The sequence below is a fragment of the Arcobacter cryaerophilus gv. crypticus genome (genome assembly GCF_002993025.1).
In the GTDB taxonomy this organism is placed as follows: Bacteria; Campylobacterota; Campylobacteria; order Campylobacterales; family Arcobacteraceae; genus Aliarcobacter; species Aliarcobacter cryaerophilus_B.
Genome location: NZ_NXGI01000005.1, coordinates 1 through 17,576 on the forward strand (window position 1 = coordinate 1; position 17,576 = coordinate 17,576).

Consider the following 17,576-nt stretch of genomic DNA (forward strand, 5'->3'; position numbering starts at 1 on the left):
TTTCATTTTTTTTACTTTTAACAATCATTATATTTAGTTTACAAAGATTACTTCTTAAACTTCATACATATTTTAAAGAACTCAATCTCAACCCTGTGGTCAAATTGGACGGGAATTATAGTGCCTTTTTTTCTATTTGTCAAGAGGTGCCGCTTAAAGTTTGGTTAAATTTTGGAATTTGTAGTTTTATTGGGTTTTTTAGTTTATAAAAGTCGTATTTTAGGGGTTTATAAAAGAAATATATGTTTGGTTTAATTAATATTGACAATAAATTTGGACAAAAGTCCAAATTTATTTAAAGTTTTGAAATATAATCTGCTAAAACTTCAATTTGTTCTGGAGTTTTTGTTTCAACATGAGGTTTCATAAGATTCTTCATAACTCCACCATAACTTCCATCTTTATAACCATTTAAAGCTTTTATTACTCTATTCTTATCCCAACCTGTAATTACTTGAGATTTCCCTAAAGCCTCTTTTTCACCTTTTAAACCGTGGCACGATGCACATGTTTTAAATAAAGCTTCTCCATTTAACTCAATTAAAGCAGTTTCATTTACTTGTTTTGGCTCTTCAATTTTTACTTCTACTTGTTTTTCTTCAACTTTTACTTCTGTTTTAACTTCTTTAGCTTTTTCTTCAACATTTTGAGTAATTTCTTGCTTTGGTGCTGTTTGTTCTTGTGTCTCTTTTTTCTCTTCTGTACAACCAACAAATAGTAATAGCGAAGTTGCTACAATTGCAATACCTTTTTTCATTTTATCCCTTTTTCTAAATATTTTTTTGGAATTGTATCAAATTGATTGTAAAATAATTGTGTTATTCATAAATAAAAACAAAATCATCTTTGAAATCAATTTTAACTACTCCACCTTTTTTAAGTTTTCCAAATAAAATCTCATCTGTTAAAGGTTTTTTTATCTTTTCAGAAATTACCCTATTTAGAGGTCTTGCTCCCATTGTTTTATCGTAACCAAGTTTTGCTAACTCATCTTTTGCTTTTTTACTAATTTCTATTTCTATTTTCTTGTTTTCAAGCTGTTTTTCTAAATCCTCTATAAACTTACCTGCAACTTTTGAAACAATATCTATACTTAAACTATCAAAACTAACAACACAATCAAGTCTATTTCTAAACTCTGGCGCGAAAAATTTATTTATAGCTTTTCCTTCATTTAGTTTTTCATTTTTTGCAAATCCCATAACATTTGCTTCTGATACCCCTAAATTTGAAGTCATTATTAAAACAACATTTTGAAAATCTGCTTTATTTCCACTATTATCTGTTAATTCTGCATTGTCCATAACTTGAAGCAAAATTGACATCAAATCTGGATGTGCCTTTTCAATCTCATCTAAAAGTAAAACTGTGTGAGGATGTTTTCTAATAGCTTCAGTTAAAAGTCCACCTTGCTCAAAACCAACATAACCAGCTGGTGCTCCAATTAGTCTTGAAACTGCATGAGCTTCCATATATTCACTCATATCAAATCTTTCAAAATGAATCCCCATTTGAAGTGCCAATTCCTTTGCAACTTCTGTTTTTCCAACTCCTGTTGGTCCTGTAAAAAGAAAACTTCCTATTGGTTTTTTATCAAGTCCTAGTCCTGCTTTGTTGATTTTTATTGCTTGAACTATTGAATTTATAGCCTTATCTTGTCCAAAAACTCTTTTTTGCATATTTTTTTCTAAGTTTTTAAGTAGAGATAAATCTGATTTTGTAGCACTTCTTGCTGGAACATGAGCCATTTTTGAGACAACATCTTCTACATCTTTTGAAGTTATTGTTATATTGGAATCATTTTTTGTTTTTAAAGTTTTTGATAACTCAATTTTTTTACTAGCTCCTACCTCATCTATTACATCTATTGCACAATCTGGTAAAAACCTATCTTGAATATATTTTTTACTAAGTTCAACTGCACTTATAATTGCACTTTTTGAATATTTAATACCATGAAACTCTTCATATTTTGATTTTAAGCCTTCTAAAATCAAAATAGAGTCTTCAATACTTGGTTCATCTATATCAACTTTTGCAAATCTTCTACTAAGAGCTTTATCTTTTGTAAAATCATTTCTAAACTCCGAAAAAGTTGTAGCTCCTATACATTTTATACTACCATTTGCCAAAAGTGGTTTTAATATATTTGAAGCATCCATAGCACTTCCGCCAACACTTCCAGCTCCTACAATTGTATGAATCTCATCTATAAATAGTATTGCTTTTGGGATTTTTGATATCTCTTTTAAAAGTGATTTGAGTTTTTTTTCAAAATCTCCTCTATATTTTGTTCCAGCTAACATAGAACCCATATCAAGAGAGAATATTTTTGAATCTTTTAAAAAATCTGGTATTTCATTGTTTGCTATTTTTAAAGCTAAACCTTCAGCAATTGCTGTTTTTCCAACTCCAGGCTCTCCTACTAAAAGTGGATTGTTTTTCTTTCTTCTTCCTAAAATCTCAATGACTCTTTCTAGCTCTTTATCTCTTCCAATAACTGGATCTATTTTTGATTTTTTTGCAATACTTACAAGCTCAGTTGAATTTTGCTCTAAGATTTTTTCATTTTTATCACTTTGTTCATCTTTTTGCTCAAAGTTTTCATCATCTATTTTGTGAGAAATCTCTTCAAGAATATCAACTCTTTGAATGCCCAATTTTTTTAATAAATATGTAGAGTATGCTTTTTCATCTTTTAAAATTGCTACAAACATATCTTCAATATTTGCTTTTGTTTTTCCACTACTTTGAGTATGTGCTACCATATATTCGATAGTTGAAGATAAAGCTATTGTTTCTATTGGATCATCTTTTATATCATCTGGGAATTTTGGGGTATTTGCGTCTATATATGTTTTTAAATCATCAAATAAAATCTTTGTATCAACACCTAAATCAAAAAACATATTTTCTATTGTTGAATTGTTGATTAGCATTAAAAAAATATGCTCTAGTGTCAAATATTCGTGTTTATTTGCTTTTGCATAGTTTATTGCTTGTGCAAAAACATGCCTTAAATCTTTACTTATCATTTTTAATCTTCTTCCATTGTGGCTTTTAAGGGAAACCCTTTTTCTCGTGCTAAAGTTTTTACTTGTGCAACTTTTGTAGAGGCAATTTCAAAGCTATAAACTCCACAAAGACCTTTTTGGTTGTTGTGAACTTCTAGCATTATTGCTTCTGCTTCATTTTGATTTTTTCTAAATACTTTTACTAAAACATCTATTACAAAATCCATAGTAGAATAGTCATCATTTAATAAAAAAACATTGTACTTCTTTGGCTCTTCTACTTCTAAATCTTCGTTTAATTCAATTTCTATCTCATTACTCACTTAAAACCCTTAATTGTAAACCATATTTTAATATGTTAATATCGCTTTTTAAAAAGCTTGAAATTATAACGAAAAAGAGATTATTATGAAGATTAACCATCAAGATTATATAGGAAAAACAATATTTATAACAGCAACAAATACAAATGTAGGTAAAACATTTGCTAGCGAAGTTTTTTTAAAATATTTTGCAAAACAGGGTTTAAAAGTTGGATATTTTAAACCTATTGAAACAGGAGTTTTAAACAACTCTCCGCTTGATGGTATGAAAATGTTTGAACTTGTAAAAAAGTTAAATCCTAATTTTTTAAAACTTACCATAAATGATATTGTGCCTTATCAATTTACTCTTCCTGCTTCTCCTTATGTTGCAAAAGGAAACACTTTTTTAGATATTGATTTTTTGATAGAAAAAAAAGAGTATTTACAAACTTTTTGTGATGTTTTGATAGTTGAAGGAGCTGGTGGATTATTTGTACCTATTAAAAAAGATTTTTTTATGATTGATTTTATAAAAGAGTTAAGAGTTAAAACTTTTTTAATAACTTCTTCAAAACTAGGAAGTATAAATGATACTTTACTCTCAATTGAAGCCTTGAAAAATAGACAAATAGATTTTGATTTTTTTATAAATTTGTATGAAGATAAAGATAGTTTTGAAGAGATTTCAAAACCGTTTTTAAAAGATTATTTTGGTGAGTTGAAGTTTTTACAAGATTATAAAATATAGAGCTTAGGTCTCTATATTTTTTTCTACAAACTCTTTTTTATCTACATCAAAAAATAAAATATCTAGCTTTAGCTCTTTATCTTTAAAATAGTTGTATGAATTTTTTATAAATAATTCATCAAAAGGATAAATTAGATACATTTTTTCACAATTTTCATATTTTGTACCATAAGCATAAAGCTGATACATATCATCTTGAGAAACTCCATTGTAAGATTTTTCTTCACTTAAAATCTTCCATTTTGTATCTGCTATTATTTTCCCACCATTTATTACAATATCAGGTTTTAATCTAAATCTTCCAATACCATTTTCATAAGCTAAGTGATGTGTTTTGTCTTGTGCTGTAATATCATTAAAATTTAAATTTCGTTTTAAATAATCATATACATAACTCTCAAAAAGTAAATTCATATCAAATAAAAGTGCAAAAGCTACATTATCTCCCTTATATGGAGAAAATGAATTTTCAAGCAAAAAAGTTTTACACCATAAAAGAACTTGCTCATAATCTTTCATTTGTCTATTTAACTTTATATTTGAAAAATCTGATTTTATATTGTGAGAAACTTTTATATCATCAAAAACAAATAAAAACTCTCGAATTCTTTGTTGATTTTTATTTATCTTTGATTTTTTATATAAATATTGAAGAGTTGTTTTAATAAGCCTATTTTCAACTCTATTGCTCATAAATTCTTCGTATTGAACAAAAAATCTCTCTTTATGAATAGTGTTATATTTTATTTGTTCTGAAATTTTTAGTTTTCCTTTTAGAAATTTTAGATTCTCTTCTTTACTTATATAATCACTTTTTATTCCATTTCGAACTAATGCGGCCAATTCCTCTAAAAACATTGAGATAAAAATTTCAAGAAGTGGCATTTTTGATGATTTTAAATTTGCAACACTAAAATTTTTAAATGGAGAGTTTTTTATAGTTTTTAACATTTTTATTAAAATCTCTTTTGATTTTTCTTTTGTTACATTTTTAATTTTTGGCAAAATCTCTATTGTAGTTCCATCTTTTGTTTGAATTAATCCTACATAATTTTGAGCTTGTAAAACTTTTCCAAAACCTTTTTTTGTAGTTATTTTTAAATATTGTGCTGTTTTTTCATTTTCTAATACAAATTTTTCTAAAGAGTCAAAAATCTCTTTTTTTATAAAATTATCTTTTGTATCATCTTTGTATTGAAGATATTCAAACTCTTTTAAAATCAACTCTTTTTTCATTTTTAATCTTTAAATTTAGAAAAATCAAACTCTTTTTTTATGTTATAAATAAATTTCTCTTCTTCTAGATATTCACTATCTTTTCTTACATTTTCATCAAAAATATCTGATTTTACTTCTGTTTTTTCTACAAAACCATCACCTAAAACCAATCTTACTTTCTCCCAATCATCATAAAAATACTCTTGTAAAAGTGGAATGATTTTATTTCTAAAGATATTTTCAAGTTCTGCTTTTTTATCTTCTTCGCTTTCTAAATTTTGTAAACTCATAAAATAAGCATGTCCAATAGTGTGGTCTCTATCGTATAAATACTCTACTCTTTTATTTATAGTTTCAAGAAGATTATCTATTTTTATTCCATCAATTACTAAGTTTTCAAGCAAACTAGAATTTGGCATCATCTCCTCAAAATGAAATCTTCTTCTAAGTGCTGTATCCATTAAAGCGATACTTCTATCAGCTGTGTTCATAGTGCCAATTATGTATAAATTTAAAGGTACTCCAAAATCATCTGCACTATATGGAAGTTTTAATTTAATCTCTTCATCTGCCCCTACTCTTTTTGATGGTTCAATTAAAGTTATAAGTTCTCCAAAGATTTTAGAAATATTTCCTCTATTTATTTCATCTATTATTAAAATGTAGTTTTTTAGTGGTTCTTTATCTTTATTTTTTATCTCACTATTTTTTAATAAATAATCCAACAAAGGATTATAATATTGTGATAATCCACCAATAATAATTTTATTTTCTTCCGTTTCATACATAGTTTTTAAATTTTTAATCAGTAAAACATGTTGTGATTCACCACCTGCTTTATCAAAGCTAATCTTATTTTCATCTACTTCTTTAATAAAAAAACTACTCTTTTTCATTTTTATTTCAAGTTTTTCATCATCTATTAATTTATCTAAAACCAACTCTTTAAAAACTGTTTCAAACTCTTTTTTATTTATAGAATTTTCTTTTGATTGATTAAAATTTTGTAAAGCTTTTTTTGATAATTTTTTAAAAATTCCTGCTTGAACTTCATAAGTAATATTATCATCTTTTGTTTCTGCTTTAATCCCTTCCACAAACTCTTCATAAGAGAAGCTTTGATGAAATGTTATAAACTCAATTTGTCCAGCTTTTTTATACTCTTCAAATTTTGCTTTTAACTCTTCTCTATTTTCATCATCTGTTACAACTCTATTTTCTATAATTTCAATAGCTTTATTTATAGTATTGTAAGTTTTTCCAGTCCCTGGACTTCCAAATAAAATTTGGTTTAGTGCTTGATTTTTCAAAGTAAAACTCCCTTTGTTTTCTAAGTTTTCATATCTTCCATTCCAATAAGGTAAAGATAAAAAATAGTTAATATCTTGTGGTTCATCTTTAAAAGTAAAATCAATTAATGCCCTATTTTTCTCATCATCATATTTTAAAGCCCAAATAGTTTGCCTATATGTATAAAAATACCACTCTTTTATAGGGTTTAATCTTTCCCAATTCACTACTATTTTTTTACCATTTTCAATAATTTCTTTTATAGTACCAACTGCTTTAATACTCATAACAGATACATCTTTTTGAGCATTATCAAAAGGTAAATTATTTTTACGAACAAAAGTTGATTTTATAGCAATTTTTTCTCCTATTTGCATTTTTCCTTGAATTTCAGGAGTATCTACAAATCCACTTTTCCAATAAGAATTTTCAATAAAATCATCTATAAAATCTTTATTATCTATCATTGAACCAACAAACCAATATGTTTTATTCTCTTCATTGCCATTTTTACCAACTATAAAAATAATTCTTTTATTTTTGTATTTATCTAAAAGCAAACCATTTTTATTCAAATAATCATATATTTTTTCTCCATGATATTGAGAAGCTGTTTTCCCTTCAATAATATTTCTTCCACCAAACTGGCTAGTTAGTCTATATATTTCACCATTTATATCGTAATTATTTGCATAATATCTGTTTATATTATTTTCAAAAGATGACAATTTTTTAAATAAAGCATAGTTATTTTTTAAACCAAATGTAGTTTTTGTATATTCTATATTTTGTAAGTTGTTAAGTTCAGTAGAATTTTTTTTGCACATATTTACAAGATTTTGAGCATGTTCTTGTAAAAACTCTCCAACCTTTATCTCTATTTCTTTCATTTTCTCCCCTTATTGTAAAATATTCACAATAGTATCTTTTTGCTGAATTTTACTCTATATTGATACATATTTAGTAGTATGTGCAAAATTTACACATACCACATTACTAAAATTTTCCAAACATTCTACCAAAGAGTTTATTATTTTCATAAAATCTCAATTATTATAATAAGCTTAAAAATATTTTCTATATTAAAAGATATAAATTGATTTCATCTTAAATGATGTATAACTTCACTATTAGTTTTTTATGGAATAATACGATTTCTTAAAAAATAAAAAGAAATTTAAAGAAAGGTTGAAAATATGATGACTTCTGCGATAGATTTATCAAAACTTACAGCAAAAGATGATTTAACTCCAGTTCTTGGTGGTTATTGGCCAGGGATTCAAATTTATTATCCCCCTATAAAGTTTAACCCGCTAGATGGTTCTTATGAGAGTATAGAACAAGCGAAATTAAGACTTCAAAAACACGCTTATAATACAAGAGCACATACAGTTTTATTTGACTTAGAAGATGGATGTAGACAAAAAGCTATGAGTAGAGAGCTTTTAATTCAAGAGTTACCAAAATTTCCCCCTAGAGATTTTCAAATAGCTATTAGAATAAATCCATTTAGAACTGAAGAGTATGAAGAGGATTTAAAAATGCTTAAACAAATTCATCAATATATTGATGTAATAGTTTTAGCAAAAGCTGGTGAAGTTTATGGAAGTGCTGAAATTAGAGATTTATCTTCTTGGTTAATTTCTATTGGAAGTAATCTTACAATTCAACCAATCGTTGAGCATCCAAAATCACTTCAAATAGCTGATAGATTAATGGAGTACTCAACTGTAAAACACATAGTATTTGGAATTCACGATTTTTCAAAAGCTATGGCATATAAAATCACTCCAAAAGGTTGGATTGATGAGCTTGAAACATATTTTGATATGTTAACTTTAGAAGCTAGAATTAAAGGAAAAGGTGTAATTGGTGGAGTTGAAGTAATGCTTACACCTCACTCACTACCAAGTAATTGTGTTGAGAAAAAAGATATTAGAAGATGGCTTGATTTACACGGTGATGAAGCTAGTAAATATGTTTATTCACATGCTTTAAGAGAGAGTTCTATGGGACTTACTGGAAAACAAGTAATTACTCCAAACCATATAAATATCTGTAAAGTTGCATTTACTCCATCTCCAAATGAGATTGCAAAAGATGTTTCTATTTTAAAAGCAGCACTTGAAGCTGATGCTCTTTTAAGTGGTGCGATTAGATACGAAGGTGAAATGCTTGATCCTCCAATGTTTGGTAAATCTTTACAAAATATTTTAAGAGCTTATGCTCTAAAAAGCTTAACAAAAGAAGATGAGTTATTTGCACTTTCAGTATTAAATAAAATGCCTCTGCATACATTTAAAGAAAACTGGCCATATGGTCAATTGTAATAATTATAGGAGATTAAAATGAGTCAAACAGTAAAATTAGATATACCTGAGTTTTTAAATATAGGTATTGCTTGTACATCAGCTTGGGTTGGTACAGCAAAAGAGAACAATGTTGCTATGATTATTGAAGATGATAAACTAGGAACTGATCAAGTTACATACAAAGAGTTAGCTATAAAATCAGATCAAGTTTCAAACTTTCTTACTCAAGAAATAGGTTTAAAACCACGAGATAGAGTATTGGTTTGTCTTAAAAATTCACTTGCATATCCAATATCTTTTTTTGGAGTAATGAAAGGTGGAATGATTGCAGTTCCTACTTCTACACTTTTAAGTGGTAGTGAGGTTAAATATCTTGCAGAAGATTCTCAAGCAAAAGCTATAGTATTATCAGCTTCTATGTATGAAAATTTGGTTCCATATTTATTAAATCTTGATAACTTAAGAACTATAATAATTGCTGGAGTTGATAGCACTGAAGGTCTTAAAAAACCAGAAGGTATTGAAATATTTGCTCTAAATCAAATATTTAATAATACAAGCAAAACACCAAATCACTATAATTCAAAATCAGGTGAACCTGCATATTTAGTATATACATCTGGGACAACTGGTTATCCAAAAGGTGTTTTACACTCTCATAGATCACTAATAGGAAGAAAACCAGCAACAGATTTTTGGTTTGATTTTAAAGAAAACGATAGAATTATGCATTCGGGGAAATTTAACTGGACTTATGTTTTAGGTTCAGCACTTATGGATCCACTTTATAATGGTCATACAGTTATTGCTTATGAAGGTGCAAATGATGCATCAACTTGGATTAATTTAATAAAAAAACATGAATGTACAATATTTATTGGAGTTCCAACAATCTATAGACAAATTATTCAAAAAACAGATTTTAAACTTGATGATTGTCCAAGTTTAAGATATTGTATGAGTGCTGGAGAGCATTTAAGTGACGAAATGCTTGGACTTTGGAGAGATAGATTTAAACAAGATATTTATGAAGCTATTGGTATGAGTGAGTGTTCATACTATATTTCTCACTCAAAAAATAATCCTATAAGACCAGGAAGTGCAGGTTTTCCACAACCAGGACATATTGTAAAACTTTTAGACCCTGAAACTTTAGAAGAAGTTGGAGTTGAAGAAGAGGGAATGATTTGTATAGGTGAAGATGATCCAGGATTATTTTTAGAGTATTGGCAACTTGAAGAAGAGACTTTAAAATCAAGACATGATGGATACTTCTTTACAGGTGATTATGCAAGAAAAGATAAAGATGGGTATATTTGGTTTATTGGTAGAAAAGATGATATTATCAATACTTTTGGATTTAGAGTAAGTCCACATGAGATTGAAAGAGTTGTAAAAACTCACGCAGATGTAGCTGATTGTGTTGCTTTTGGTCTTGATATTGAAAAAGAGAAAACTATTGTTGCTATTGCTGTTGTTGGACATTCAACTTTGAGTAAAGAAAAAGAACAAGAAATTTTAAAATTTGCTCAAAATAATCTTGCAAAATATAAAGCTCCTAAAGAGATTTTTGCTCTAAGTGATTATCCAAGAACAAAAAATGGAAAAGTTCTTAGAAAACAACTTGTAAAAGATTTACACGAACAATATTTTGCAATAACAAAAGGTGAAGAGATAGTTGAGTATAAAGCTAGAAGATCAATGTTATTAGTTCCTGCTTACAATGAACACAATGTAGAAAAAGCTAGAACTGTTTTAGCTGATACTGTTATTTTTGATTTGGAAGCTATATTAGAAGACCAAAGAGAGCTAGCAAGAGAGACTTTAAAAGAGGTTTATAAAAAAGGTGGAGCTAAATTTGGTGAGAGTGAAAGAGTTTTAAGAGTAAATAATCTAGGAAGTGAAGATCTTAAAAAAGATTTAGAACTAGTTCGTGAGATTGAGCTTGATGCATTATTATTCTCTAAAATTGATACAAAAGAGGATGTTTTAGAAGCTGTTAAATTAATTGAAGAGGTAAATCCAAATTTAACTCTTATGATTATGATTGAAACGCCTATATCTGTTTTAAATATTCAAGAAATTTGTGCAGCTAGTCCAAAAGTTGAAGTCGTTGTTGTTGGTTCAAATAAACTTGCAAATAGACTTCAAATTGATATAAAAAGAGGTTCAAAAGCTATTGTTACATACTTAGCTCATATTGCACTTGCAGCAAAAGCTTATGGAAAAACAGTAATAGATGGTCCACACTTTGATGTAAAAGATGAGTTTGCTTGTGAAGATTCTACAAAAGATGCATTCAATCTTGGATTTGATGGAAAATCTCTTGTACATCCAATACAAATTGAGTATATAAATGATATATTCACTCCAAAACAAAGTGAAGTTGAAGATTATGAAGTGATGATTAGCAAATATGAAGAGGCTAACAAGCAAGGTAAAGAGGTAATTTTACACAACAATAGACTAGTTGATTCTTCAAGAATTGCATGGGCTAGAAAGATGATTAAGTTGTACGAAACTTATAAAGCTTTAGGTCAAAATCTATTTGGAAAATAAGGAGAAAAATTGTCAAAAATTAGCAATAAAATAAACTTTGGTAACTATTTTGAAGATTTTAGTATTGGTCAAAAAATAGTTCATCCACTTCCTAGAACTATAAGTGAGGGTGATGTATCTTTATACATCGCTTTTACAGGTTCTAGATTTTCTTTGCACTCAAGTGATGTTGTAGCAAAAGAGATGGGATATGACAAAAGACCGATTGATGATATTTTAATGTTTCATTTAACATTTGGAAAATCTGTTCAAGATATATCTTTAAATGCTATTGCAAATTTAGGATATGCTGAAATATCTTTTCCAAATCCAGTTTTTATAGGTGATACTGTATCAATGACTTCAAAAGTTATTGGATTAAAAGAGAACTCAAATGGAAAAAGTGGAGTTGTGTATGTTCACTCTATTGGAGTAAATCAAAATGGAAATGAAGTTTTAAATTTCAAAAGATGGGTAATGGTTCATAAAAAAGACCATAACACAACAAGTGGAATAAATGAAGTTCCAACTTTCGCTAGTGCAACTCCAATTTTAGATACTATTAGTATTCCAACAATTAAATGTGTTGATACAAACTCTAGTGGTGGAGAGTATTTCTTTGAAGATTATGAAGTTGGTGAAAGACTTAATCATCCTGAAGGAATTACAATAGATAATAGTGACCATACACTTGCAACAAAGTTATATCAAAATAATGCAAAAGTTCATTTCAACGACCATATGATGAAATCTACTCCAATGCAACAAAGACTTATGTATGGTGGAATTATAATATCAATGGCAAGAGCAATCTCATTTAATGGGCTACAAAATGCCCAATGGGTATATGCAATAAATAGTGGAAACCACTGTAATCCAACTTATGCAACAGATACAATCTATGCTTATAGTGAAATTTTGGAAAAAATTGATCATAAAAGAGAGGATATTGGACTTTTAAGAGTTAGAACTGTTGCTCTTAAAAATCAAAATCCAAAAGAGATTGAAAATGCAAAAGGTGAAGATGGAAAATATCTTCCAAATGTAGTTTTAGATTTAGATTACACAGTTGTAATCCCGAAAAAAGTTACTAAGAAATAGGTTAATGAGAAAAGAAGCGACTCGTCGCTTCCTTTAGGATTTTGCTACTTTTAGCAATTTTTTATAAATTGCGTTAAAAAGTAGTCATTCAATGTAAGGTTCCCTTAAAATTTTTGGGAACCAAATTTTAAGGAGAATATTATGACACACCCAAAAGAAGCTTTATTTGAATCTGGTAAATCTTTACCAATTATTCCAACTTGTGAACACTTTGCAGGAAGCGAAAAGCTAATCCTAAAAGGTTTTGAAATGCAAAAAAAACTAGGACCTGTTTTTGATATTACTTGTGATTGTGAAGATGGTGCTGAAACTGGAAAAGAAGTTGAGCATGCTAATATGATAGTAAGAGTTGTAAACTCTGCTGAAAACCCATATAAAATGGCTGGAACAAGAATTCACGACCACTCACATCCTGATTGGAGACAAGATGTTGATATTCTTGTATCTGGTGCTGGAGAAAATTTAGCATACATAACACTTCCTAAATCAACTTGTTATGAAGATGCAAAGACTCAAATTGAGTATATTCAAGCTGTTGCAAAAAAAGCTGGAATTAAAAGAGAGATTCCAATTCACGTACTTATAGAGACTCACGGTGCATTACAAGATGTTGAAAAAATTGCAACTTTACCTTGGTTACAAGTACTTGATTTTGGTTTAATGGACTTTGTAAGTGGATATCAAGGAGCAATTCCAGCAATAAATATGAGAAGCCCAGGTCAATTTGAGCATAGACTTATTGGTGCGGCAAAAGCAAGAGTTGCACAAGCTGCTATTCAAAACTGCGTAATTCCTTGTCACAATGTAACTTTAGATTTAAAAAATCCATACCAAACATTTAAAGATGCTGAAAGAGCAAGAAATGAGTTTGGATTTATGAGAATGTGGTCAATTTACCCAACACAAGTTCAAGCTATTGTTGATGCTATGAAACCTGATTTTACAGAGCTTGAAGCTGCTCAAAATATTTTAATTAAAGCACAAGATGCTGAGTGGGGACCAATTCAATATGATGGTGAGTTACACGATAGAGCAACTTACAGATACTTCTGGGAATTAGTTCAAAGAGCTAAATATTCTGGTGTTAAACTACAAGATGAAGCAGAAAAAAGATTTTTTGCCTAATTTTTTGATGATTTAAAAAGCTACTCTTTTTTAAGGGTAGCTTTTTTTTAATTCATAAATTTTTAATATTTTAAAAAATTTCATATAAAATCTGTTTTGTAAAAGCCAATTTTATATGGTGCATTGATATAATTAAAAGATTTAAACCAAAAAAGGAAAAATTAATGAGTAAAAAAATTACAGAACAAGATATTATAGATTCAGTTGCCTCAGCATGTCAATTTATATCTTTTTATCATCCAGAGGATTTTGTAAAAGGTATGGTTGAAGCTTATGAAAATGAAAAAAGTGATGCAGCAAAAAATGCAATTGGACAAATTTTAATTAACTCTAAAATGTGTGCTTTAGGACATAGACCTCTTTGTCAAGATACAGGAAGTGTTAATATTTTTGTAAAAGTTGGATTAAAAGCAAACCTAGATATTACAAAAAATTTAGAAGATTTATTAAATGAAGGTGTAGCAAAAGGTTATACAGACCCTGATAATACTTTAAGATACTCAGTTGTAGCTGATCCTGCTGGAAAAAGAACAAATACAAAAAACAACACTCCAGCTGTTATTCATGTAAGTGTTGATAACTCTGATAAACTTGATATCACAGTTGCAGCAAAAGGTGGAGGAAGTGAAAATAAATCTAAATTTGCTGTTTTAAATCCAAGTGATAGTATTTATGATTGGGTTATGTCAAATGTAAAAGATATGGGTGCTGGATGGTGTCCTCCTGGAATTTTAGGAATTGGAATTGGTGGAAATCCTGAAAAATCAATGCTACTTGCAAAAGAGTCTTTAATGGGACACGTTGATATTCATGAACTAAAAGCAAGAGGTGCTCAAACTCCACTTGAAGAGTTAAGACTTAAACTTTATGAAGATATAAATAAATTAGGAATTGGAGCTCAAGGTTTAGGAGGTTTAACAACTGTTTTAGATGTTAAAATCTTAGATTATCCATGTCATGCTGCATCACTTCCTGTTGCTATGATTCCAAACTGTGCAGCAACTAGACATATTCACTTTGAATTAGATGGAAATGGTCCTGCTGAATTTAAAAAACCTGACTTAGACCTTTGGCCAGATATTGAACTTCCAATGGATACAATTAAAAGAGTAAATATTGAAGATTTAACAAAAGAGAATTTATCTCAATTTAAATCTGGTGATACACTTTTATTATCTGGAAAAATTTTAACAGCACGAGATGCTGCTCATAAAAAAATAGTAGAATACAAAAATGCTGGAAAACCTCTTCCAAATGGTGTTGATTTAAAAGATAAGTTTATATACTACGTTGGACCAGTTGATCCTGTAAAAGGCGAAGTTGTAGGACCTGCAGGACCAACAACATCTACAAGAATGGATAAATTTACAAAAGATATGATGGAAATTGGAATTATGGGAATGATTGGAAAAGGTGAAAGAAAACAACCAACAATCGATTTAATAAAAGAGTACAAATCTATCTATTTAATTGCAACGGGAGGAGCTGCTTATTTAATTGCTCAATCAATTAAGGGTGCAAAAACTTTAGCATTTGAAGAGCTTGGAATGGAAGCTATTTATGAGTTTGAAGTAAAAGATATGCCTGTAACTGTTGCTGTTGATACAGAAGGGAACTCTATTCATACAACAGGACCTGCTAAATGGAGAACTATTAATAAGTAATCCTTATTATACAAAGAGCCAAAAACAATATAGGCTCTTTGTAAATATCTATCTTAAATTACTCTTAAATTAACAAATTATATTTCATTTTTGACTTTTAAACCAATTTTTTTCGATAACATTGCAGTTCAAAATATGTTAGGATTTTATAATTATGAATTTAATAGAAGATTTAAAAAATTATTTAGGTTTTGCAGTTGCTGGAAACTTTGCAAATCACTTAGGAGAAGCTGGAGAAGCTGATGAGTTTTCTGTAATTGAAACAAAAGAGAAAGATGCACCAAAAGGGATGTTTCCTTTTTATATAAAAGGTCATGATAGTTTTTTAGGAACTTATCCTATTTGTGATGAAGTTATATTAACTCATGGAAGAGAAGAAGACAAACTTCAAGTTGAAGCAGAAGTTGCACTTATTTGTGATTTTGTATATGAAGATGAAAAAGTAATAGATATTGTTCCAAAATATTTTACAGCATTTAATGATTGCTCTATTCGTATTCAAGATGGAAATAAACTAAGCACTAAAAAAAACTGGGGAGCTAAAACAAAAGGTATTTCTCAAGATATTATTCCTATAGATGATTTTAGTGAAAAAGGAATTTTAGGAAAATATCATATCTCTTCATTTATAAAAAGAGATGGTATTGTTTGCGATTATGGAACAACAAGTGCTGTTAAATCATATAGTTATTTTTTTGAAAAGCTAAAAGATTGGATGATTGATATTTTAAATTGTCAAGAAGATTGTGGACCACTTGAAGAGTTAGGACAGTTTTTAAAATATGCTCACAATTCAAAAGGTATTTTAATAGCAGCAGGTGCAACAGCATATACAGATTTTGGAAAGAAAAACTTCTTAAAAAAAGGTGATGAAATTTTTGTATATGTTTACAATGCTCACGCTCATAGTTTTCAAGATATTATGAATGATATGTGTGGAATGGATATATATTTAGGACAATGTTCAAAGCTACACCAAATTGTAAAATAGATTTTATTCTAAATAATAAATAGCAGATTTTAAAATCTGCTACTCCCAATCTAAAAGTCGTTTCTCACCTTGTAATGCTCTTATATCTGTAACATCTTGCGACATTTCTATAACACCTTTATAATTTTTTTGTTCATCTCTTACGGCAAAATATCTTATATGCACAAATTTTTCTTTAAATGTAATCCAAAAATCAGCAATATCTTGACGCCCTGCTTTAAACTCTTCAAGAATTTTTAGAACCTGATCTACACTTTTTGGAGGGTGACAAAATTTAACCTCTCTTCCAATTATTCCAGCACTTCTTGGAAAAACTCTATCATCCCCACGATTATAAAAAACTACTCTATCATTTTCATCTACATAAGTAATATCTACAGGTAAGAACTTAAATATAAAATTTACTTGTTCAGGTGTTAAATAACCTTCATCATAATGAGTTCGTCCCTCAAGAGAAAATGGCAATTCTCTTCTTTTCTTATCCATACTTGGGTGAATATACTCTGGCTCTACATCTTTTATATCTTTATTTAGAATCTCTGGAAATCTAGAAGGAGCAGTTGTAAACATCCAACCAATTTCGCTATCTCCTTCATAAAACTCTTCCCAATCTTCCTCTTTTAATAGTTGCAAAGCATTTGGAAGAAGCCTATTTTCTTCTACATTTATTAAATGAACCAAATTGTTATATAAATTTGTACATTTTTCTATTATTAAGTCAAAATCTTTTGCTTCAATACTAGCTCTTGCATCTTTTATTATTGCTCTAATATCATCATGAAAAGACCACATTCCTTGAGAAGGACCAGTCCAACCATATTTTTCAAGATAAGGGAAAAGCTGGTTCTCTTTTCTTGCAAAGTGCTTTTCTACTTCACAAATTTGATTAAAAATATTATAAAATTTTTGGTAATCTTTTTGTAGATCTGTATTGAAAAGTTCAGAAAATAGCTCTTTTATTAATATATTTTCTTCTAAATATACTCTTACTGGATGACCTTTTTTAAATATTTCAATATTATTTGATAAATCACTTAACATCTTAATTTCCTTTTATAAATATAGGATAAAGTTTATCCTATTTAAAATTTGATGATAATGATTTTAGTCAAGAGTAAATAACTTTTCTTATAAATTTATATCTATGAAATAACATTTTTAAACTACAAAAATATTTCTACTAAATTATAATTACAATATAAATCAAAAAGGTGTATATATGTTTGGATTAGTATCAAATAAGGATTTAAAAAATATTGATAAATATTTT

13 protein-coding genes are annotated in these 17,576 nt (G+C 28.4%); 7 read left to right on the forward strand and 6 right to left on the reverse strand.

The features are described 5' to 3' along the window. Positions 1-295 precede the first annotated feature (295 nt). The 3 genes from CJ670_RS03350 to CJ670_RS03360 all read right to left on the reverse strand — a co-directional run bounded on the left by CJ670_RS03350 (position 296) and on the right by CJ670_RS03360 (position 3,337). On the reverse strand, positions 296-757 hold the full coding sequence (locus CJ670_RS03350; protein ID WP_105938847.1) for a c-type cytochrome: 462 nt from the start codon (positions 755-757) through the stop codon (positions 296-298). A 61-nt stretch (positions 758-818) separates the two neighbouring features. Beyond that, positions 819-3,035, reverse strand: coding sequence for an ATP-dependent Clp protease ATP-binding subunit ClpA (gene clpA, locus CJ670_RS03355; RefSeq protein WP_105938848.1), 2,217 nt, complete (start codon positions 3,033-3,035; stop codon positions 819-821). Positions 3,036-3,037: 2 nt separating this feature from the next. After that, the gene (locus CJ670_RS03360; protein ID WP_105911536.1) at positions 3,038-3,337 is read right to left on the reverse strand and encodes an ATP-dependent Clp protease adaptor ClpS; all 300 of its coding nucleotides are present in this window, start codon (positions 3,335-3,337) and stop codon (positions 3,038-3,040) included. An 85-nt stretch (positions 3,338-3,422) separates the two neighbouring features. Between CJ670_RS03360 and bioD the strand changes: the two genes are divergently transcribed. Next, positions 3,423-4,067 (forward strand): dethiobiotin synthase, encoded by a 645-nt coding sequence (gene bioD, locus CJ670_RS03365; protein ID WP_105938849.1) that lies wholly within the window; start codon positions 3,423-3,425, stop codon positions 4,065-4,067. A 3-nt stretch (positions 4,068-4,070) separates the two neighbouring features. On the opposite strand, the gene CJ670_RS03370 is transcribed toward bioD, so the two are convergent. Both CJ670_RS03370 and CJ670_RS03375 read right to left on the reverse strand, forming a co-directional pair. Then, entirely contained in the window at positions 4,071-5,303 is a 1,233-nt protein-coding gene (locus tag CJ670_RS03370; protein ID WP_105938850.1) for an McrC family protein, read from the reverse strand. 2 nt (positions 5,304-5,305) lie between these two features. Beyond that, entirely contained in the window at positions 5,306-7,465 is a 2,160-nt protein-coding gene (locus tag CJ670_RS03375; protein ID WP_105938851.1) for an McrB family protein, read from the reverse strand. Between the two features lie 306 nt (positions 7,466-7,771). Here CJ670_RS03375 and CJ670_RS03380 point away from each other — a divergent pair, with 306 nt between their 5' ends. The 6 genes from CJ670_RS03380 (at position 7,772) to CJ670_RS03405 (ending at position 16,306) form a co-directional block, all read left to right on the forward strand. Then, entirely contained in the window at positions 7,772-8,905 is a 1,134-nt protein-coding gene (locus CJ670_RS03380) for an HpcH/HpaI aldolase/citrate lyase family protein (protein WP_207763605.1), read from the forward strand. Positions 8,906-8,923: 18 nt separating this feature from the next. Then, positions 8,924-11,446, forward strand: a complete 2,523-nt coding sequence (locus CJ670_RS03385) for an aldolase/citrate lyase family protein (RefSeq protein ID WP_105938852.1) — start codon at positions 8,924-8,926, stop codon at positions 11,444-11,446. A gap of 9 nt (positions 11,447-11,455) precedes the next feature. Further along, a complete protein-coding gene (locus CJ670_RS03390) occupies positions 11,456-12,526 on the forward strand; it encodes a MaoC family dehydratase (RefSeq protein ID WP_207763606.1) in 1,071 nt (356 codons plus the stop codon). A 141-nt stretch (positions 12,527-12,667) separates the two neighbouring features. Then, positions 12,668-13,651 (forward strand): HpcH/HpaI aldolase/citrate lyase family protein, encoded by a 984-nt coding sequence (locus CJ670_RS03395; protein WP_105938853.1) that lies wholly within the window; start codon positions 12,668-12,670, stop codon positions 13,649-13,651. A gap of 164 nt (positions 13,652-13,815) precedes the next feature. Then, positions 13,816-15,315 (forward strand): fumarate hydratase, encoded by a 1,500-nt coding sequence (locus CJ670_RS03400; protein ID WP_105938854.1) that lies wholly within the window; start codon positions 13,816-13,818, stop codon positions 15,313-15,315. A 154-nt stretch (positions 15,316-15,469) separates the two neighbouring features. Then, positions 15,470-16,306, forward strand: a complete 837-nt coding sequence (locus CJ670_RS03405; protein ID WP_105911543.1) for a DUF5718 family protein — start codon at positions 15,470-15,472, stop codon at positions 16,304-16,306. Positions 16,307-16,345: 39 nt separating this feature from the next. Here the strand turns inward: CJ670_RS03405 and CJ670_RS03410 are convergent, their stop codons facing one another. Next, positions 16,346-17,347, reverse strand: a complete 1,002-nt coding sequence (locus CJ670_RS03410; RefSeq protein WP_105938855.1) for a DUF438 domain-containing protein — start codon at positions 17,345-17,347, stop codon at positions 16,346-16,348. Between the last annotated feature and the right edge of the window lie 229 nt (positions 17,348-17,576).